Source organism: Pseudomonas sp. MOIL14HWK12:I2, assembly GCF_000510745.1.
In the GTDB taxonomy this organism is placed as follows: Bacteria; Pseudomonadota; Gammaproteobacteria; order Pseudomonadales; family Pseudomonadaceae; genus Chryseomonas; species Chryseomonas oryzihabitans.
The window spans coordinates 79,063-98,372 of sequence record NZ_KI783314.1 but is presented as its reverse complement, the minus strand read 5'-3'; the positions used below and the strand labels follow the sequence as shown (position 1 = coordinate 98,372).

At 67.3% G+C, this 19,310-nt stretch carries 18 protein-coding genes; 9 read left to right on the top strand and 9 right to left on the bottom strand.

What is annotated here, in order from left to right:
• The first annotated feature begins 326 nt into the window (after positions 1–326).
• From PSK12I2_RS0121585 to PSK12I2_RS0121565, 5 genes are all read left to right on the top strand, one after another.
• Positions 327–1,724 carry an MFS transporter gene (locus tag PSK12I2_RS0121585; RefSeq protein WP_027600030.1) on the top strand — a complete coding sequence of 466 codons (1,398 nt, stop codon included), beginning with the start codon at positions 327–329 and terminating at the stop codon, positions 1,722–1,724.
• Between the two features lie 252 nt (positions 1,725–1,976).
• Entirely contained in the window at positions 1,977–3,242 is a 1,266-nt protein-coding gene (locus PSK12I2_RS0121580; RefSeq protein WP_027600029.1) for an OprD family porin, read from the top strand.
• A 114-nt stretch (positions 3,243–3,356) separates the two neighbouring features.
• Positions 3,357–4,421 carry a PA0069 family radical SAM protein gene (locus tag PSK12I2_RS0121575; RefSeq protein ID WP_027600028.1) on the top strand — a complete coding sequence of 355 codons (1,065 nt, stop codon included), beginning with the start codon at positions 3,357–3,359 and terminating at the stop codon, positions 4,419–4,421.
• Between the two features lie 232 nt (positions 4,422–4,653).
• A complete protein-coding gene (locus PSK12I2_RS0121570) occupies positions 4,654–6,471 on the top strand; it encodes a S9 family peptidase (RefSeq protein ID WP_027600027.1) in 1,818 nt (605 codons plus the stop codon).
• Between the two features lie 86 nt (positions 6,472–6,557).
• On the top strand, positions 6,558–7,292 hold the full coding sequence (locus tag PSK12I2_RS0121565) for a DUF502 domain-containing protein (protein WP_027600026.1): 735 nt from the start codon (positions 6,558–6,560) through the stop codon (positions 7,290–7,292).
• A 185-nt stretch (positions 7,293–7,477) separates the two neighbouring features.
• On the opposite strand, the gene PSK12I2_RS0121560 is transcribed toward PSK12I2_RS0121565, so the two are convergent.
• Positions 7,478–8,275: an SDR family NAD(P)-dependent oxidoreductase gene (locus PSK12I2_RS0121560; RefSeq protein WP_027600025.1), complete on the bottom strand. Its 798-nt coding sequence runs from the start codon at positions 8,273–8,275 to the stop codon at positions 7,478–7,480.
• A gap of 152 nt (positions 8,276–8,427) precedes the next feature.
• On the opposite strand from PSK12I2_RS0121560, the gene PSK12I2_RS0121555 reads away from it, so the two are divergent.
• Both PSK12I2_RS0121555 and PSK12I2_RS0121550 read left to right on the top strand, forming a co-directional pair.
• Positions 8,428–8,871, top strand: coding sequence for a thiol-disulfide oxidoreductase DCC family protein (locus PSK12I2_RS0121555; protein WP_027600024.1), 444 nt, complete (start codon positions 8,428–8,430; stop codon positions 8,869–8,871).
• Positions 8,872–9,000: 129 nt separating this feature from the next.
• Entirely contained in the window at positions 9,001–10,266 is a 1,266-nt protein-coding gene (locus PSK12I2_RS0121550; RefSeq protein WP_007160986.1) for an Hsp70 family protein, read from the top strand.
• A gap of 37 nt (positions 10,267–10,303) precedes the next feature.
• Here the strand turns inward: PSK12I2_RS0121550 and PSK12I2_RS0121545 are convergent, their stop codons facing one another.
• The 4 genes from PSK12I2_RS0121545 to PSK12I2_RS0121530 all read right to left on the bottom strand — a co-directional run bounded on the left by PSK12I2_RS0121545 (position 10,304) and on the right by PSK12I2_RS0121530 (position 14,275).
• A complete protein-coding gene (locus PSK12I2_RS0121545; protein ID WP_027600023.1) occupies positions 10,304–10,882 on the bottom strand; it encodes a membrane protein in 579 nt (192 codons plus the stop codon).
• Positions 10,883–11,074: 192 nt separating this feature from the next.
• The gene (locus PSK12I2_RS0121540; protein ID WP_027600022.1) at positions 11,075–11,905 is read right to left on the bottom strand and encodes an oxidoreductase; all 831 of its coding nucleotides are present in this window, start codon (positions 11,903–11,905) and stop codon (positions 11,075–11,077) included.
• Positions 11,906–11,936: 31 nt separating this feature from the next.
• Positions 11,937–13,361, bottom strand: a complete 1,425-nt coding sequence (locus PSK12I2_RS24280) for an MFS transporter (protein WP_256204018.1) — start codon at positions 13,359–13,361, stop codon at positions 11,937–11,939.
• Between the two features lie 167 nt (positions 13,362–13,528).
• Positions 13,529–14,275, bottom strand: a complete 747-nt coding sequence (locus PSK12I2_RS0121530; protein WP_027600021.1) for an SDR family NAD(P)-dependent oxidoreductase — start codon at positions 14,273–14,275, stop codon at positions 13,529–13,531.
• A gap of 150 nt (positions 14,276–14,425) precedes the next feature.
• Here PSK12I2_RS0121530 and PSK12I2_RS0121525 point away from each other — a divergent pair, with 150 nt between their 5' ends.
• Entirely contained in the window at positions 14,426–15,283 is an 858-nt protein-coding gene (locus tag PSK12I2_RS0121525; protein ID WP_027600020.1) for a LysR family transcriptional regulator, read from the top strand.
• Positions 15,284–15,352: 69 nt separating this feature from the next.
• Here the strand turns inward: PSK12I2_RS0121525 and bdcA are convergent, their stop codons facing one another.
• On the bottom strand, positions 15,353–16,066 hold the full coding sequence (bdcA, locus tag PSK12I2_RS0121520; protein ID WP_027600019.1) for an SDR family oxidoreductase: 714 nt from the start codon (positions 16,064–16,066) through the stop codon (positions 15,353–15,355).
• Positions 16,067–16,138: 72 nt separating this feature from the next.
• Here bdcA and PSK12I2_RS0121515 point away from each other — a divergent pair, with 72 nt between their 5' ends.
• Positions 16,139–16,738 carry a TetR/AcrR family transcriptional regulator gene (locus tag PSK12I2_RS0121515; RefSeq protein ID WP_027600018.1) on the top strand — a complete coding sequence of 200 codons (600 nt, stop codon included), beginning with the start codon at positions 16,139–16,141 and terminating at the stop codon, positions 16,736–16,738.
• 15 nt (positions 16,739–16,753) lie between these two features.
• Here PSK12I2_RS0121515 and fdhE read toward each other — a convergent pair whose 3' ends face one another.
• Genes fdhE through fdxH form a run of 3 tightly spaced genes read right to left on the bottom strand, consistent with a single transcriptional unit; the run spans position 16,754 to position 19,301 of the window.
• A complete protein-coding gene (fdhE, locus tag PSK12I2_RS0121510) occupies positions 16,754–17,677 on the bottom strand; it encodes a formate dehydrogenase accessory protein FdhE (RefSeq protein WP_027600017.1) in 924 nt (307 codons plus the stop codon).
• Positions 17,677–18,384 (bottom strand): formate dehydrogenase subunit gamma, encoded by a 708-nt coding sequence (locus PSK12I2_RS0121505; RefSeq protein WP_007160995.1) that lies wholly within the window; start codon positions 18,382–18,384, stop codon positions 17,677–17,679. Before PSK12I2_RS0121505 ends, fdhE begins: the two co-directional genes overlap by 1 nt.
• Complete coding sequence (gene fdxH / locus PSK12I2_RS0121500) at positions 18,381–19,301, bottom strand: formate dehydrogenase subunit beta (RefSeq protein ID WP_007160996.1); 921 nt, start codon at positions 19,299–19,301, stop codon at positions 18,381–18,383. The genes PSK12I2_RS0121505 and fdxH overlap by 4 nt, the downstream gene beginning before the upstream one ends.
• Positions 19,302–19,310: the final 9 nt, after the last annotated feature.

Below are 19,310 nucleotides of genomic sequence, written 5' to 3'. Positions count from 1 at the left end.
ACCGGTTAGTTTCTGTTCGCTGATCGAACAGTTGGGCTTCCGGCGAATTGACCAGTCCCGTTAGCGCCTCGCACTATGATCGTAGAGCCCAGCGCTCGTCGCTTCCGCCGCGTCGACCATAACAAGACAAACAAGAGTGTGCGTCCATGCCCCAGCTATCCACGTTATCCTGCGTCCCCCGTCTCGTCTGCAGCCCCACCGCGCGCAGTCGGCGACGGCCAGGCTAGGTCCTCCCGTCCTTTCCATCTTCGGCTCCCGCGACCCGAGCGAGTTCGTGCGCGGCGCTGAAACCCTCCTGGCCTGACAATAAAATTCCGGAGACAACCATGGCCAATACCGCCTCCCCCACCCCCGGCTCCCAAGCCAAGAAAGCCACTGCCAGCGGCTGGATCGGCTCGGCGCTGGAATACTACGACTTCTTCATCTACGCCCAGGCGGCGGCGCTGATCTTTCCGCAGATCTTCTTCCCCTCCAGCGATCCCAAGATGGCCATCGTCGCCTCCCTCGCCACCTATGGCGTGGGCTATCTGGCCCGTCCGGTCGGTGCCTTCGTGCTCGGTCACTGGGGCGATACCCGCGGTCGCAAGAACGTCCTGCTGCTGTGCATGTTCCTCATGGGCATCGCCACCATGGCCGTGGGCCTGCTGCCCACCTACCACCAGATCGGTATCCTCGCGCCCATCCTGCTGGTGGTGCTGCGCCTGATCCAGGGGTTCGCCGTGGCCGGCGAGATCTCCGGGGCCAGCTCCATGGTGCTCGAACACGCCCCCTTCGGCCGGCGTGGCTACTATGCGAGCTTTACCCTGCAGGGCGTCCAGGCCGGCCAGGTGATGGCCGCGGCGATCTTCCTGCCGCTGGCCTACTTCATGCCCGCCGACGCCTTCAACAGCTGGGGCTGGCGCATCCCCTTCCTGCTCAGCGCCTTCGTCCTGCTGGCCGGTTTCATCATCCGCCGCGAGGTCCATGAGACGCCCGCCTTCGTCAAGGAAGAAGCCAAGACCGAGACCGCCAGCGTGGCCCGGCGCTCGCCCATCGGCGAAGCCCTGAGCACCAGCTGGAAGGCCATGATCCTGGTCGCGCTGATGGCGCTGATGAACGTCATCCCGGTGGTGGCCACCATCTTTGGCGCCGCCTATGCGGTGCAGCCGGCCTACGGCATCGGCTTCGACAAGAGCGTCTACCTGTGGATACCGGTGGTGGGCAACATCGTCGCCGTGCTGGTGATCCCCTTCGTCGGCAACCTCTCCGATCGCATCGGCCGCCGGCCGACCATGATCGGCGGCGCCCTGGGTTCGGGTCTGCTGGCCTTCGGTTACCTCTATGCCATCAGCATCCACAACCTGCCGCTGGCCTTCGTCATGTCGCTGCTGATGTGGGGCGTGGTCTACCAGGGCTACAACGCGGTCTTCCCGAGCTTCTACCCGGAGCAGTTCCAGACCCGCTACCGCGTCTCGGCCATGGCCATCGCCCAGAACATCGGCACCATGTTCACCGCCATGCTGCCGGCGCTGTTCACCCTGGTCGCCCCGCCCGGCACCGAGAACATCTGGCTGGTGGTCGGCGGCCTGGCCTTCGGCGTGACCTGCCTGTCGGCCCTGGCGGCCTACCTGTCGCCGGAGACCTACCGGGTGCCCATGAGCGACCTGGGCAAGCCAGGCGCGCTGCAGATGGACAAGCACTCCTACGACACGGCCCGCCAGGATAGCCTCAAGGCCAGCGTCTGATCCCTCGCGAGCCCTCGCCTGGCGAGGGCTCCGCCCTGCTACCTTGGTAGCCTTGCCGCAAGACATACGTTGTCATATAACTACTCAGCCGAACGCCTCGGCCGCTGCTTTCCGATAATTCAAATAAGAAAGGAATCCCCCATGTCGCCTGCACCCTCCTAGCCGTCCCTCGCCTCACCGCCCGACCCGCCCTCGTCAGATGCCGCCCCCGCGCCGGCAGGGCACCCCTTACCTACAAGAACAAGGAACACCATGAGCACTCGACTCGCTTCCGGCCGGCTCGCCCGTGCCTGCGCCGCCTTCGCCGCTCTCGCCAGCACCACGCCGCTGTGGGCCGCGGACGGCTTCATCGAAGGCACCAAGGCCAATCTCAACCTGCGCAACTTCTACTTCAATCGCAACTTCGTCGATCCGGCCTACACCGCGCAGAACAAGGCCGAGGAATGGACCCAGAGCTTCATCTTCGGCCTGACTTCCGGCTACACCCAGGGGCCGGTGGGCTTCGGCATCGATGCCCTGGGGCTCTATTCGGTCAAGCTCGACGGTGGCGCCGGCACCTATGGCACCCAGCTGCTGCCGACCCATGCCGGCAACGAGCCGGCCAAGGATTTCGGGCGCCTGGCGGTGGCCGCCAAGGCCAAGGTCTCCAAGACCGATATCAAGGTCGGCGAGTGGTTCGCCGTGCTGCCGATCCTCAGGTCCGACGACGGCCGCTCGCTGCCGCAGACCTTCCAGGGCGCGCAGATCCACTCCACCGAGATCCAGAACCTGGAGCTTTGGGGCGGCCAGATGCGGCAGAACAGCCCGCGCAACGACGCCAGCATGGAAGACATGTTCATGCAGGGCCGCGCCAATGCCACCTCCGACCGCTTCAACTTCGTCGGTGGCGAATACAGGTTCAACGAGAAGCGCACCCAGATCGGCCTCTGGTACGCCCAGCTCGAAGACATCTACCACCAGAAGTTCATCAACCTGATCCACTACCAGCCGCTGGGCAGCTGGACCCTGGGCGCCAACCTCGGCTACTTCATCGGCGACGACGACGGCTCGGCCCGCGCCGGTGCCCTGGACAACCGCACCGCCTATGCGCTGCTCTCGGCCAAGCAGGGCGGCGGCACCTTCTATGTCGGCCTGCAGCGCGTCAGTGGCGACAGCGCCTGGATGAGGGTCAACGGCACCAGCGGCGGCACCCTGGCCAACGACAGCTACAACTCCAGCTACGACAACGCCCGGGAGCGCTCCTGGCAGGTGCGCTACGACCACAACTTCGCCGCCTTCGGCGTGCCGGGTCTGACCCTGATGAACCGCTACCTCAGCGGCGACAATGTGCACACCGGCAGCATCACCGACGGCAAGGAATGGGGTCGCGAATCCGAGGTGCAATACGAGGTGCAGAGCGGACCGCTGAAGAAGCTGCTGATCCGCTGGCGCAACTCCAGCATGAGACGCGACTACAGTGCCAGCGGCTCCTTCGACGAGAACCGCATCATCCTCAACTACCCGATCTCGGTGCTGTAGGGCGCCGGTTCGCGGCTGGGCGGGTGGCCGTTCCGCCCGCCCAGCCGACCGCTGTCGCTTGCCCGGATCGCCCAGGCCTTATACTGTACAAAGATACAGCCAAGAGGCCTCGACATGACCCAGCCCCAGCGCCCGCCACGGGGTCGTGGCACCGCCAGCAATCCTCACAATCGCTTTGCCGCCACCCGCAGCGAGGCCGAGCACGATGGCTGGTACGAGGAAGCCACCCCGCTGACCTTTACCACCGCCGTCCGCCAGGAAACGGCCAAGACGGTGATCAGCCGCAACCAGTCGCCGGACGTCGGCTTCGATCGCTCGGTGAATCCCTATCGCGGCTGCGAGCATGGCTGCATCTACTGTTTCGCCCGCCCCTCCCACGCCTACTGGGACCTCTCGCCCGGCATCGATTTCGAGACCCAGCTGATCGCCAAGACCAATCTGGCCGAGCGGCTGGAGGCGGAGCTGAGCAAGCCGGGCTACCACCCGCAGCCCATCGCCTTGGGCATCAACACCGACGGCTACCAGCCCATCGAGCGGCAGTACCAGCTGACGCGCCAGGCGCTGGAGATCCTGCTGCGCTATCGCCATCCGGTGACCCTCATCACCAAGAGCGCGCTGATCCTGCGCGACCTGGATCTGCTGGTGCAGCTGGCCGAGCGCAACCTGGTGCGGGTGGCCTTCAGCCTCACCACGCTGGATGATGACCTCAAGCGCATCCTCGAACCCCGCACCGCTGCGCCCCAGGCCCGGCTGCGCGCCATGCGCACCCTGCACGAGCACGGGGTGCCGGTGAGCGCCTTGCTGGCGCCGATGATTCCCATGATCAACGACCATGAACTCGAAGCCTTGCTGGAGGCGGCCCGCGACCACGGCGCCCGCTCGGCCGGCTACACGCTGTTGCGGCTGCCGCTGGAGATCGTCGAGCTGTTCGAGGAATGGCTGCAGACGCACTTCCCCGAGCGGGCTGCCCATGTGATGAGCCTGATCCGGCAGTCGCGCGGCGGGAAGAACTACGACAGTCGCTTCGGCATCCGCATGAAGGGCGAAGGCCAGTTCGCCGAGCTCCTGGCCCAGCGATTTCGCCTGGCACGCCGCCGCTTCGGCCTGGAGCGCCGCGAGGGCGAAGGCCTGGACTGCAGCCAGTTCGCCCCGCCGGGGGAGCAGCTGGGGTTGTTTTAGCACGGGCGCAGAACGGGGTGCTCCCTCACCCCAACCCTCTCCCAAAGGGAGAGGGGGAAAAGCGCCGCAGCCCCTCACCCCAGCCCTCTCCCAAGGAGAGTGGGGGAAAATCGGCGGCGCGCGCTTCGTAGGTTGGGTTGAGCGCAGCCAAGCCCAACGGCGTGGCCTCCCTCACCCAGCCCTCGCCATCCAGCTGCTAGGCTAAACGGCTGTGCCTATCTCTGGAGTCGCCATGACCGCCCCTACCCCGCTCACGCCGGCCCAGGCCGTTGCCGCCGGTATCGACTTTGCCGAACTCAAGGTCGATGCCAGCGGCCTCTACTGGAGTCAGTACGATCCCACCGATGGCGCCACCCGCCTCTGGGTCCGCGAGGCCGGCGCCGGGCCGCGCTGCCTCACGCCGGCGGGGTTCAGCCTGCGCAGCAAGGTCTATGAATACGGCGGCGGCGCCCTCTGCCTGGGGGACCAGGGACCGCTGTTCGTCAATGAAGCCGACCAGGCGGTCTATCGCCAGCCGCGTGACGGCGGCGCGCCCGAATGGCTGGCCGGAGGCGAGGCCTGGCGCTACGGCGATCTGCACTGGGATGGTGTCCGGCAGCAGGTGCTGGCGGTCGAGGAGGATCGCCGCGAGCAGCCGCCGCGCCATCGCCTGGTCGCCCTGAGTGCCGGTGGCGCACGCCAGGTGCTGGTCGAGGGTGCGGATTTCTATGCCGCACCGCGCACCAGCGCCGACGGTAGCCGCCTGGCCTGGATCGAGTGGGACAGGCCCCACCAGCCCTGGACCCGCACCCGGCTGCTGACGGCGACGCTGGAAGCCGAGGGAAGTCCCGGTGCGCCCAGCGTGGTGTCGGCCGATCCCGAGGAGTCGCTGCAACAGCCGCTGTTCGATAGCGAGCAGCGGCTCTGGGCGCTGAGCGATCGCCAGGGCTGGTGGCAGCCCTGGTGCGAAACCGTGGAAGGCTTCGCGCCCCAGGAGGCGCCTGCGGCGGATCATGCGGCGGCGCCTTGGCAACTGGGCGGTGCCAGCTGGTTGCCGACGGCGGAAGGCTGGCTGGCGACCTGGCAGGAAGACGGCTTCGCCGTGCTCGGCGAGCGCTGGGCAGCGGGAGAGACCCGCCGCCTGGCCGCGGACTTCAGCCGTTTCCGGGGCCTGGCCCTGGACGACAGCCATTGCTACTGCATCGCCGCGGCGCCCACGCGCCCCTCGGCGGTGCTGGCCATCGATCGCCGGAGCGGCGCGGTGGAGATCGTCACCGGCGGCGTCGCGCCCCTGGGCGACAGCGTTATCGTCGCCCCCCAGCCGCTGAGCTATCCCAGTGGCGACGGCCAGGCCCAGGGCTTTCTCTATCTGCCGGAGCGGCACGGCGAGGGCCCGCCGCCGCTGCTGGTCAGCATCCACGGCGGTCCCACCTCCTGCACCTATCCGGTGTTCGATGCGCGCATCCAGTTCTGGGTGCGCCAGGGCTTCGCCGTGGCCGATCTCAACTATCGCGGCAGCAGCGGCCATGGCCGGGCCTACCGCCAGGCGCTGCACCTGCGCTGGGGCGTGGTGGACGTCGAGGACGCCTGCGCGGTGGTCGACCACCTGGGCGCCCAGGGCCTGGTGGATCCGACACGGGCCTTTATCCGTGGCGGCAGCGCCGGTGGCTACACGGTGCTCTGCGCCCTGGCCTTCCGCGACGTCTTTTGCGCCGGCACCAGCCTCTATGGCGTCAGCGATCCCCTGGCGCTGGCCAAGGCCACCCACAAGTTCGAGGCCGACTACCTGGACTGGCTGATCGGCGATCCCGAGGCCGATCGCGCGCGCTACGAGGCACGGACGCCGCTGCTGCATGCCGAGGGCATCCAGGCGCCGGTGATCTTTCTGCAGGGCCTCAAGGACGCCGTGGTGGTCCCCGCCCAGACCGACGCCATGGCGGCCGCGCTGGAGGCGCGTGGCATACCGGTGGTGGTCAGGCGCTATCCCGACGAAGGCCATGGCTTTCGCCGAGCGGCCAACCAGGCGGATGCCCTGGAACAGGAAGCCGCCTTCTATCGCCGCTGGCTATAACGGCGGCGCGCTCAAAAAGTCGGTCCAGGCCGACGCTGAGCGCGCCTGGCCCGTATAGAATGGCGCTTTAGCCGTCGAGTTCTTGCATGCCCTTCGTTCGCCGCGGTATCGAAAGCATCGTCTCCACCTGGCTGGCCGGCCTGCTGCTGCTCCTGCCACTGGTGCTGACCCTGGCGCTGATCGGCTGGATCGTCAGTTTCCTCAATGGCCTGATCGGCCCCAACACCACCCTGGGCCGGTTGTTCGTAGCGGTCGGTCATCCCTTCGTCGGCAATTCCATGGCGGCCTATGGCCTCGGCACCCTGCTGCTGCTGGTGCTGCTCTATCCGCTGGGGCTGGCGGTCAAGCTGGGGCTGCGTCGGCCACTGGGCTGGTTCGCCGACATGACCTTTCGCCGCATTCCGGTGGTGGGCAAGCTGTATGGCCTGGCCGAGCGCTTCGTCGAGTTGCTCGATCGCAAGGAAGGCGGAGCGGACATCCGCGCCATGAGTCCGGTGTGGTGCTTCTTCGGGGGTCAGGGCGTGGCGGTGCTGGCACTGCTGCCCAATCCGGCGGTGATCGACATCGAGGGTCGTCACTATCACGCCGTGCTGGTGCCTTCGGCGCCGGTCCCCGTGGGGGGCGGCCTGCTCTATGTCCCGGTGGACTGGGTGAAACCGGCGGACATGGGCATCGACATGTTCACCAGCATCTATGTCTCCATGGGCATCACCCTGCCGCCAGTGGTCAAGGATCGCCAGGTGGAATTCATTCCCCTGGAAGAAGCCGTGCGCCGCCAGCAGGAAAATGGGACGGCCGAGGAGCCGCCCCGCCCGTCTTAGAATCTGTTCACGGTCTCGCGAGCTAGAGACAAACAAGGCCTAGGCGGCCCCGCGAAAATGGCTGAGGAAGCAGATCGGACTAGCGCTTAAGTTTACAACTGGTAAATGAGCATTCCGACCGGGCTGGCGACCCAGGCCATTTTCAACGCAGTCTGGCCGACGCGCAGGAGACCGCGAATGGATTCTTAGTTCTGCACCGCCTGGACCGAGCCCCCATCCACGCGCAGGTTGCTGCCATTGATGAAGGAAGCACGCTCGGACACCAGCAGGGCGATGGCCGCGGCCACCTCTTCCACCTTGCCGCGGCGCTTCTGCACGATGCCGGGCCGTTCTTCGTCGAGGAAGCTTTCGATGGCTTCTTCGAAGGAGACGCCCTTTTCCTCGGCGCGCTTTTCCATCATGCCGTCGGTCATTCCGGTCTCGATGAAGGCGGGGGACACGGTATTGCAGAGCACGCCGTGGGCCGCTTCCTTGTATGACAGGTTCTTGATGAAGGCGGCCAGGGCCGCCTTGGCCACGTTGTAGACGGCCTCTTCCCAATAGGGCTGGACGGCGTTTTCCGAGGTGATGCAGACGAAGCGACCCCAGCCGCGCTTGCGCATGCGCGGAATGGCGGCGCGACCGACGCGCACGGCGGAAAAGAAGTCGGTGGCCCAGGCTTCCTCGTAGTCGGCATCGGCCAGTTCCAGGGGATCGCCCTTGGCGCCGGTGACGCCGGCGGTGTGCACCACGATGTCGATCTGGCCGAAGCGGGATTCGCCCTGCTCCACCAGCCGGTCCACCGCGGCCTGGTCGGTCATGTCGGCCGCGATCAGCAGCGTATCGCCCGGCAGGCCCTTGGCCGCCTCTTCCAGCTTGCCCTGCTCCAAGTCGGAGAGCACCAGCTTGACGCCCTCCTCGGCCAGCAGCTTCGCCGTGGCCAGACCCATGCCACCGCTGGCACCCGTGATAAGGGCGACGCGCCCCTTGATTCCCAGATCCATACCGACCTCGCTCGCAGATTTTTTCAATGCCGTGATCCGGCGTCTCTGATTCCGACTCGCCACGAGGCGCCGTTGCGCTTACCGTTCGGCGGAAAGCGCAACGGCAGCCCCGTCTGCCGGTCCAGATAGGCAAGACCCCTGGGAAGTTCAAGATGCACGCACCCCGCCTGCCCCTGACCCTCTTTCACGACGGCGCCTGCCCGCTGTGCGCCCGCGAGATCGCCTGGCTGCGGCGCCACGCCGACCCCAGCCAACTGCAGCTGGTGGACCTGGCCGCGCCGGACTACCCGACCCAGGCGCCGGTCGATGCGCCACCGCGCCAGGCCATGCTCGATCTGCTGCACGCCCGGGATGCCGACGGCCGCTGGTTCAAGGGTCTGGACGCCACCTACTGGAGCTGGCGCACCGCCGGCCTCGGCCACTGGGCGCGACCGCTGGCCTGGCGGCCATTGCGGCCCCTGCTGGAACTGGGCTATCGCCTGTTCCTCAAGCTGCGCCCGGGTCTGACCTGGCTGCCCCATCCCGAGGGCAGTCGGCGGTGCCAGGATGACGTCTGCACCCTGGACGAGCCGCGCGACCGCTCGCACCGGGGCTGACGCCGCCACTCGCTCGCACCCGCTTCAGTCCCGCAGACGCGCGGGCCCACCCTGCTGGCATCCGGCCAGGGTTCGCCTGCAGGCGCGTCTCGGCTAAACTGCGCGGCTGCTCGCGTTACGGATCCTGACATGTCTGCTGCTCTACCCGCCCGCGCCCTGGGCCTCGACTTCGGTACCTCCAACTCCACCGCCGGCTGGTTCAGGCCCTCGGGCGAGGTCCTGCTGCCCCTCGAAGAGGGCAAGGCCACCCTGCCCTCGGTGATCTTCTTCAACGCCGAGGAGCGCCGTCCGGCCTATGGCCGCCAGGCGCTGCACGAATACCTGGAAGGCTACGAGGGGCGTCTGCTGCGCTCGCTCAAGAGTCTGCTCGGCTCCAACCTGCTCAAGGGCGAGACCAGCATCCTCGGCAGTGCCCTGCCCTTCACCGAGGTGCTCGGCCTGTTTCTCGGCACCCTCAAGCAGCGCGCCGAACAGCAGGCCGATCGCCCCTTCGACGCCGTGGTGCTGGGCCGTCCAGTGCACTTCGTCGATGACGATCCGGTCGCCGACCAGGAAGCCGAGGACACCCTGGCCGCCGTGGCGCGCCAGGTGGGCTTCAGCGACATCTCCTTCCAGTTCGAACCCCTCGCCGCCGCCTTCGACTACGAGCGCAGCATCGAACGCGAGGAACTGGTGCTGATCGTCGACATCGGCGGCGGTACCTCGGACTTCTCCCTGGTGCGCCTGGCACCGGAGCGCCGTGCCCTGGCCGATCGCGCCGGCGACATCCTCGCCACCGGCGGCGTGCACGTCGGCGGTACCGACTTCGACCGCCAGCTGAGTCTGGAAGGGGTCATGCCGTTGCTGGGCTACGGCAGCGCCATGAAGAGCGGCGCCACCATGCCCACCAGCCACTACATCAACCTGGCGACCTGGCACACCATCAACGCCGTCTACGCCAAGAAGAGCGTGCTGGCCCTGCGCGACATGAGATACGACGCCCAGGACACCCGCTGCATGGACCGGCTGTTCAAGCTGATCGAACAGCGCGCCGGCCACTGGCTGGCGATCCAGGTGGAAGACGCCAAGATCGCCCTGACCGACGACTGGCGCCGCACCCTGCGCCTGGATCGCATCGAGACCGGCCTGGCCGCGGATCTGGAACGCCCGCTGTTCGACGCCGCCATCGCCCTGCAACTGGAACGCCTGAGCCGTGGCGTGGACGACCTGCTGGCCCGCGCCGACCTGGATCCGGCGCGGGTCGACAGCCTGTTCTTCACCGGCGGCTCCAGCGGCATCCCGGCGCTGCGCCAGGCCCTCGCCAGGCGCTTCCCCGGCGCCCGTCTGGTGGACGGCGATCGCTTCGGCAACATCGGCAACGGCCTGGCCATCGAGGCCTTCAAGCGCTACGGCTGAGTCCTTCGATACTGTTGGGGCCGGCGTCGACTCCGCATCAGGCTCGCTTGCCGGCCGCGCTCCGCCGCGATCTCGCTACCGCGAGCCAAGCCGCCGAGACCCCGAAGTAGCAGGCACCGAAAGCCACATAAGGCGTCACGCTGGAAACATCCAGCGGGACACCGTCAGCTGCCTGCTTCACGAAGAATCCACCCGCCATGGCGGATTGAGCGCCACTCAGGATCATCGCCCACTGACCAGCGGACGTCCGCCAGCGTCGTACCGCCACCGCCAGCTGGAAAAGCCCAGCGGCCATGGCCCAGACCCCGAACACCCCGATCGCGGCGCCCATGCCAGACGTCAGTGCCAGCCCTATCGCCACCGCGACGCTCAGACTGACGACGGCGTTGAGCCGCTGCCCAGCGTTGTGCCGCAGTCCGCCGCTCTGGCGGGCATCGAGGACGTTCGCCAGGGCATCCCACGCAGGGTAGAGGACGAGCAGGAGCGGCCCCGCCCAAGCCGTCGCGTGGCCAAGGGCGAGGGCCAGCGCGATCCACAGCAGCGCAACCGCCGCCCTGAGCAAATAGTAGCGTTGCAGCCAGGGGCTGCCGGTCGAAGCGCCTAAGGCATGACTCATGGAGTACTCCAGCGGTGTTCATCCAAGGAACGGTAAAAAGGCTTGCCGAGAAAAGCAGCCACTCACCGGGCGAAACGGCCCCGCTCCCCCGGCGATGAGCAGGCCGCCCAGGCGGGTCGGGCAACGGGGGGATCGAGATGATCCGCGCGGTGCGTGGAAGGGTCGGGGGCCACGCAGCCCCGCCTGGATCTATCAGTCGAAGTCGGTATGCAGGGCGATGTCGCGCCAGGTCGCCATATCAGCGCGCAGCGCCTGCGACTTGCGCTCCGCGATGTCGTAGGCGACCGGTCCGAGCGGCAGATGCAAGGGTGGCTCGGTCGCCATGACGGCCTGCACTATCACCGCGGCAGCCTTGCGCGGATCGCCGGCCTGTTTGCCGTCGTTGCTGTCCCGGTAGGCACGTCGTCGCCCCGCCGTGTCGGCATAGGCCGGGATTACCCGGTTCGCCATGGCGATGGAGCGCCCGAGAAAATCGGTGCGAAACGGCCCGGGCTCGACGATGGTCACGCGGATTCCGAAGGGTTCCACTTCCTTGGCCAGCGACTCGGAAAATCCCTCGACAGCAAACTTGCTCGCGCTGTAGTAGCCGGAACCCGGTCCTCCCGAGAGCCCTGCCCCGGATGAGAGGTTGACGATGCGGCCGCCGCCGCGTCGCCGCAGGGCAGGCAATGCCAGGCGGGTCGTTTCGATCAGACCGAATACATTCACCTCGAATACCGGCCGGTATTCGCTGGGCTCGGCCTCCTCCACGGCACCGATGAAGCCTATCCCGGCGTTGTTCACCAAGACATCGAGACCGCCGAAATCCCGCTCGGCATAGGCAATCGCGGCAGCCACCGAGGCGGGATTGGTGACGTCCAGCTGTACGGCCCTCAGGTTCTCCGGGAATTGCCGAACCAGGGGTTGCAACAGGGCGGGATCGCGAGCCGTTGCGACGACCCTGTCGCCATGCGCGGCGGCCATGGCCGCAATATGGCCGCCAAGACCGCTCGAGCAACCGGTAATAAGCCAGGTCTTTCTCATGCTGTTCTCCTCGCGCGGTGAAAAGCGCTGTTCAGTCTGCATCGCAGGCCCCTCGCGTGGCGGTCGCCGGAGCGCTCGGCCAGCTCAAAACGGCCGCTAGCGCCAAGGCCCCGCCCATCGTCAGGGCAGCAGCGGAAAAGGCGGTCTGCACCTCTCTTCCGCCAGCACCATCGGGGGCGAGGGCGAAAAACAGGCCGCCGATGAGCGCCACCGCCAGGGCGGCGCTGATCTGCAGGGTGGCATTCGTCAAGCCGGCGGCGAGTCCGGCCAGGCTCGGTGCCACCTGATCCGCGTTGACTCTCACCAGGGCCGGAAGCGCTATGCCCTGCCCCAGGCCGATCAACAGCAAAGGCACCGGCAGCCAGGAGGGCAGGCCTGCCAGCGCGGCCGCCAACAGCAGGCCCATGACCTCCAGGCCCATGCCGAAGGCGGCGGTGCGTGCCCCCAGCCGCTGGGCAAGATGCGGACTGCAGAGGGGGCCGAGGAGGAAGCCGATCCCCAGCGGCAGGATCGCCCACCCCGCAGCCAGGGCTCCATGCCCCAGACCGGCCTGCTGGTAGACGGCGAAAACGAGAAAGAAAGGCGCCAGGGCATAGAACAGGAAGGTCGCCAGGAGGCTCCGTCTCAGCCGGGGGGCGGCAAGCAGGGAAGGCAGCACCAGGGGCGTCTCGCCGGCCGCCTCCTTGCGTTGTTCGTAGCGCCAGAAGGTGATCAGCAATCCGCCACTGACGACGAGCAGGGGGAGCGACCACCAGGGCCAGTGCAGGCGTGGCCCCTCGACCAGGGGCACTACCAGCGCCAACAGCCCCGCCGCGAGCAGGCCGGCACCCATGACATCCAGCCGGCCCGGTTGCCTGGCCCGGCTCTCGCGCAGCGCGACCAGCGCGGCCGGCAGGGCGCAGAGAATGACGGGAAGATTGATGAGGAAGATGCTGCGCCAGCCCAGTCCCAAGGGATTGGCCTCGATCAGCACCCCGCTCAGGACCTGGCCCAGCACAGCGGCGAGTCCAAAGGTCGCGCCGTACAGGCCGAGCGCCCGATTCTTCTCTTCTGCCGGAAAGGTCGCATGGATCAGGGCCATGGACTGCGGCGCCATGATGGCCGCCGCCACCCCCTGCAGTAGCCGCCCGGCGATCAGCACAGCTGGCGTTGGCGCGAACCCGCATAGCGCGGAGGCGATACCGAAGCCGAGCATGCCGCCCAGATAGACACGCTTGCGGCCGAACATGTCACCCAGGCGACCGCCCAGGATCAGGGTGACCGCATAGGCCGTCGCATAGACGGATACCACCAGCTGGGCCAGATCCGACGAGGTAGCGAAGTCGTGACGGATCACCGGCAGCGCCACATTGACGATGAAGAAGTCGAGCGGTGGCAGTAGCGTACCCACCAGCAGCACGCCCAGCGCGAACCAGCGACGGCTATCGGGCTGGGCCATGGGAAGGGATGAGCTCATGACTTTTACCTTTAATCGGGCCGCATCCTGATCCGCGCGCGTTGCCGGCGCGCGGCGGGTTGATGCAGCGATTTCTTGAAAAGCGCGGCCACAGCTGGCAGGAGCGTGCCCGCGAGCGGTTGGCAAGCGGCCGACCGCTGTCGGCGCGGCAGGGGCCACCGCCTGGTCTAGCGCATGCCGCCGGAGCCGAAGAGAGTTTCGCCGGTCACCCAGCGGGCATCGTCGGACGCCAGGAAGGCGACGATGGGGGCGATATCCCCTACCTGGCCGATACGGCCGAGCGGGGTGCGGGCCTCGTTCCAGTCCTGGAATTCCGCGCCGAGGGCGCCGGCGGTCTGGGTGCCCTCGGTGTCGATGAGGCCAGGATTGACGGCATTCACGCGGATACCACGAGGGCCCAGCTCGCGGGCGAGCACACCCGTGATCGCATCGAGCGCACCCTTGGTGCCGCTGTAGACGGCGCTTTCCGCCGGCAGGACGCTGGTGACATTCGAGCTGACGTTGATGATGCTGCTGCCGGCGCCCAGGTAGGGGCTGGCGGCGCTTATCAGCTGCAAGGGCCCGAGCACATTGATGTCGAATTGCAGCCGATACAGGTCTGCCGTGGTGTCCTCGATCCTGGCGAATCGATAGACGCCGGCATTGTTCACCAGGATATCCAGGCGCCCGAAGTGCTCGCGGGCCGCCTCTACCAAGGCCTCCATATCGGCCCGCTGGCGGACGTCGGCGCGTAGCGCGATGGCCGTACCCCCTGCGGTCTCGATGTCCGCCAGGATGGCGTCCGCCCCGTCCTTGCTGGACGCATAGCTGATGACAACCTTGGCACCGTCCGCCGCCAATTGCCGGGCAATACCCGCACCGATGCCTTTGGAGGCACCCGTTACAATCGCAACCCTATCTAGCAATCTGCTCATATCTGCTCACCTGCACAGCGCCAGTTCGAACATGCCTGGCTGAAGCCAACGGATCTACGTCGATGTGAGCTGTCATGGTCACCCCTACAATATTGTTTGGGGACTGCCTTTCCTGCATATTGAATGTTCATTTTTGTACGCAGGTACGCCATGGAATGGAGCGATGTACGGATCTTTCTGGCAGTCGCCCGGGGCGGATCCTATGGCTCGGCCGCGCGAGCCTTGGGAATCAGCCACCCAACGGTAGGTCGACGGATCAAAACGCTCGAGGATGAAGCCGGACAGGCGCTGCTACGGCGCACCCGCGAGGGCCTGATCCTGACGAATTCGGGAGATGCCGTATTCGCCCTGGCCGAGTCCATGGAAGCCTCGGCCCTGGCGATGGAGCGGCGCCTGGCAGGTAATCACCAGCGCCTGGAGGGAATCCTGCGCATCTCTTCGGCGGACTGGTTCGCCGGCTATGTGCTGGCGCCGGTCCTGGCCGACCTGACCCGGCGGCACCCTGCCGTGGTACCCGAGGTCATTGCCAGCTATCGACTGCTGGATCTCTCCCGACGCGATGCGGACGTGGCCTTTCGCCTGGTGCCCTTCAGCGAACCGGATATCGTGCAGCGCCGTTTCCTGAGGATGCCCTACGGCCTCTACGGCTCCGCAGAGACGGCGCTAGCGGTGCAGGAGGATACGGCTGCGGTCGGGCTGATCCTCATGAACAGCGCGCAATCGCATTTTCCCGATGTCGCCTGGTTGCTCGAGCGGCTGCCGGACTCGCCACGGGCCTTCACCAGTACCAGTCGAACCGTTCAGGCGCAGATGTGCCGGCGTGGCCTGGGGGTGGCCGTCCTGCCCCGCCCGCTCGGCGATGCGACCGCCGGACTGCAGCTCATCGAGCGCTTCGGCAGTCCTCCATCACGGGATATCTGGGTGGGCTATCACCAGGACCTGCGCCACATGGACAGGCTGCGGGCGTTGCTGGATATCGCCGAGGAGGTATTGGGACCGGCGTACTAGGCTGGCCTGCCGGATAGCCGGCCTTCGCCCCTATCGCCTGGGCCCTGGGCGATAGGGGTACGCACTCGATCAGGCGCCGAAGGCGCCGTCGATGGTGTGCATGGCGCCGGTGACGAAGCCGGCCTCGGGGCCGGCCAGCCAGGCGACCATGCCGGCCACCTCGTCGGCGCTGCCGTGGCGCTTGATCGCCAGGAAGCTGTGCATCAGCTCCTTCATGGGGCCATCCGCCGGATTCATCTCGGTATCGATGGGGCCCGGCTGCACCACGTTGACGGTGATGCCGCGCGGACCAAGGTCCCGCGCCAGACCGCGGGCGAGACCCTGCAGGGCCGACTTGCTCACCGCATAGGCGGCCAGGCCGGGCAGTGGCATGCGATCGCCATTCACCGAGCCGATGACGAGGATCCGCCCGCCCGCCGGCATCTGCCGCGCGGCTTCCACGGCCGCGTGATAGGGCGCCTGCACATTGATGCTGAACAGGCGATCGACGGCGTCCGGGTCCTGTTCCAGGGCATCGCCGAACAGCGCCACGCCGGAATTCACCACCAGCACGTCCAGCGGACCACAGGCGCGCACCCGGGCGATCACCGCGTCGCGGTCGGCGCTGTCGGTCAGCTCGGCGGTGCTACCGGTTTCCGCCGCCAGGGCCTGGGCGGCGTCCCTGGAACTGGCATAGGTGAAGGTCACCTGGGCGCCATCGGTGGCGAAGCGCCGCACGATGGCCGCGCCTATGCCGCGACTGCCGCCCAGCACCAACACCTTTTTGCCTGCGAAATTGCTCATGAGTCAGCCTCCTGATTAATGTAGTGAGTGCTACAATAATCTTCTCCCGTCCGCTGTCAAAGTATTTTTGTAATGAGCACTACAAATAAAACCGCAACCCGTGGGCGGCCCCGCCGCTTCGATCCGGACGAGGCCATCGTCCAGGCCCAGCGCCTGTTCCATGAAAAGGGCTATGACGGGGTGAGCGTCGCCGACCTGACCCAGGCGCTCGGCATCAGGCCGCCGAGCTTCTATGCGGCCTTCGGCAGCAAGCTGGAGCTGTACCAGCGGGTGCTCGAACGCTACATCTCGACGGGCGCCGTGCTGCTGCACGAGATCCTGGACGGCGAACAGTCCCTGGCGGTAGCGCTCACCCGAGTGCTGGAAGAGGCGGCGCGCAGCTATGTAGCCGACCCCAGCTCGACCGGCTGCCTGGTGCTGGAGGGCACCCATTCCGACGATCCCCAGGCCCGTGCGGCAGCCGACCGGCACCACCAGACGGCCCAGACGCTTATCCGCACCCATATCGCCGGTCGCCAGCCGCAGCGTGCGCAGGAGCTGGCCGACTTCGTCATCACCACCATGGCCGGGCTCTCCGCCAGCGCGCGGCATGGGCAGAGCCTGGAGCGGTTGCTGGCCAGCGCGCGCCTGGCGGGCCTGGCATTGACCCAGGCCCTGGCCGCGGAGGCGTGACGCGGCGCTGGCGCCCTAGTCCCCGGCGATGAACAGCGGATTGAAGCCGCTGCGGGCATAGCGCCCTTCTTCGGCCAGCGCGAAGTCCAGCGGCAGGCTGGCGAGGTCGTCGGCCAGGGGCTCGGCGCCCAGGTTGAAGCTCTTGCTGACCAGTTTGAGATAGCTGTCGCAGCTGTCGCAGGTCTCGGCCTGGGCGGCCAGGGGCGTCTTGCCGGCGTCGTCTTCCAGGGCCAGATAGCGCACCTGGGCGCTGGTATTGCAGCAGCTGCACTTACTGCGCTCCAGGTGCCACTCGGTGGCGCAGAGGCTGCAATGCATGTAGCGCACGTTGTCGCGATCGCGGTCGGCGTGGACGATGCTGGCCAGCGGCGGCGCCGCGCAGGTCGGGCACAGCACCCGGCTGGCGTCGCCATGGCGCTGGGGCGGTTGCGGCAGGCCTAGGGCCAGGCGCACCCAGGCCACCTGCAGGGCAGCGCCCACCAGCGGCAGCAGCCCCCGGACCTCTGGGGCGCCGGGCTCCTGAGCGAGCAACTGCTCGGCGAGCCGTTGACGCTCGGTCGCCGGCAAGGCGGCCAGTTGTTCGAGCACTGGCCGCTGACGCGCGGCGATGCGCAGTTCCAGGTTGGCCAGCAGCGCCTCCAGATCGCCCTGCCAGTCCAGATCCCGCAGCAGAGCCTGCCCCTGCAGCGGCGGCATGCCGTGCTCCAGGGCCAGGCTGAAGGCATCCGGCGCCGGTTGCCAGCTGGGCTGGCGGTCCTGCAGGACGGCCTCCTGGGCCTGGACCAGCAGGGCCATGAAGCCGAGGAAATCGCCCAGCTCGGGGCTGCGCTCGGCCAGTTCGCGCAGGCGGCGGGCGCGACGGGCGAACAGCTGGCGATCGGGCAGGACCACCGGTGGCGGATTGAGGATGCCGGTGGGCGAGGTGCCGTACTGATGCATCAGGGGGTCCCCTTGTCGGGCATGCGGTGTTCATCCAGGGGGCGCTCGCCCCGCTCGCCGCCTTCGCGGCGTTCCTGCTCGACGATCTCGTCGTACCACAGCCGGTGATGGTGCTTGGCCCAGGCACGGCTGACGCGGCCCTGGGTCATGGCGCGGAAGGAGCCCTTCACCCAGATCGCCGAATAGACGTGGATGATCAGGGTGACGATGGCGACGAAGGCGACATAGGCGTGCACCAGGCTGGAAAAGCGCAGCCAGCCACGCGGCAGGATGTCGGCGAAATACGGGCGCCAGATGAAGAAGCCGCTGAGCAACAGCGCCGGCACCGACAGCAGCATCACCCAGTACACCAGCTTCTGCCCCGGGTTGTTGGCGCCGATGGGCGGCGCCAGCTCGTCGCGGTTGGCGAGGACGTCGCCGATGCGCCGCACCCAGGCCACGTCGTGGCGCTTGAACAGGTTGACCTTGAAGAAGCGCACCGCCATGACCACGAAGCCCAGGCTCATGGCCACCCCGATGAAGGGGTGCAGGATGCGCGTCATGGTCGGCCCGCCGAACAGCGCCGTGAGGTCGAAGAAGAACGGGTGGAAGAAGGCCAGGCCGCTCAGGGTCAGGCAGACGAAGGTGAAGGCGATGAACCAGTGGTTCAGCCGGCTGAAGGTGGTGTAGCGCAGGATGCCGCGCTTGTTGTCCGACGGCGTGGTCATGGCCGATCCTCCTCGCGCGCGGCGTGGCGCTCTGCCTCGTCCGGGGATTCCTCGGGTTCTTCCTTGGGTCCCTTGGTCAGGTAGTGGGCGATGCCGGCGATGGCGGTGACGCCCAGCAGCGCCGACATGATCGGCTTGGTCACGCCCTTCCACAGGCTGACCATGGGGCTGATCTGCGGATCGGCCGGCAGGTGGGTATAGAGCTCCGGCTTGTCGGCGTGCTGCAGCACGTACATCACATGGGTGCCGCCCACCCCGGCCGGATCGTAGAGGCCGGCGCCGGGAAAGCCGCGGTCATGCAGCTGGCCGACGCGCATCTGGGCGTGTTCGGTCATGTCCTCCTTGGTACCGAACATGATCGCCCCGGTCGGGCACGACTTGACGCAGGCCGGCTCCAGGCCGTGGTAGACGCGGTCGGAGCAGAGGGTGCACTTGTAGGCCTTCTGGTCCTTCTTGGAGATGCGCGGCACGTCGAAGGGGCAGCCCGAGACGCAATAGCCGCAGCCGATACAGTGCTCGGAATTGAAGTCGACGATGCCGTTGGCGTACTGCACGATGGCCCCCGGCGCCGGGCAGGCCTTGAGGCAGCCCGGCTCGGCGCAGTGCATGCAGTTGTCCTTGCGGATCAGCCACTCCAGGTTGCCCTTCTCGTTGACGTATTCGTCGAATCTCATCACCTGGAAGGTCTCCGGGGTGAGGTCCGGCGGATTGTTGTAGGTGCCGTTGCAATGCCCGACCTCGTCGCGCAGGTCGTTCCACTCCGAACAGGCCACCTGGCAGGCCTTGCAGCCGATGCAGCGCGACACGTCGATCAGCTTGGCCACCGCCTCCACCCCGCCGATGCGGGTGTGGGGCGACTCCTCGGAGGTGGCCGAGCGTGCGACGATGTTCTGGAAGTTGACTTGATCGCCTCTCATAGAACCTCC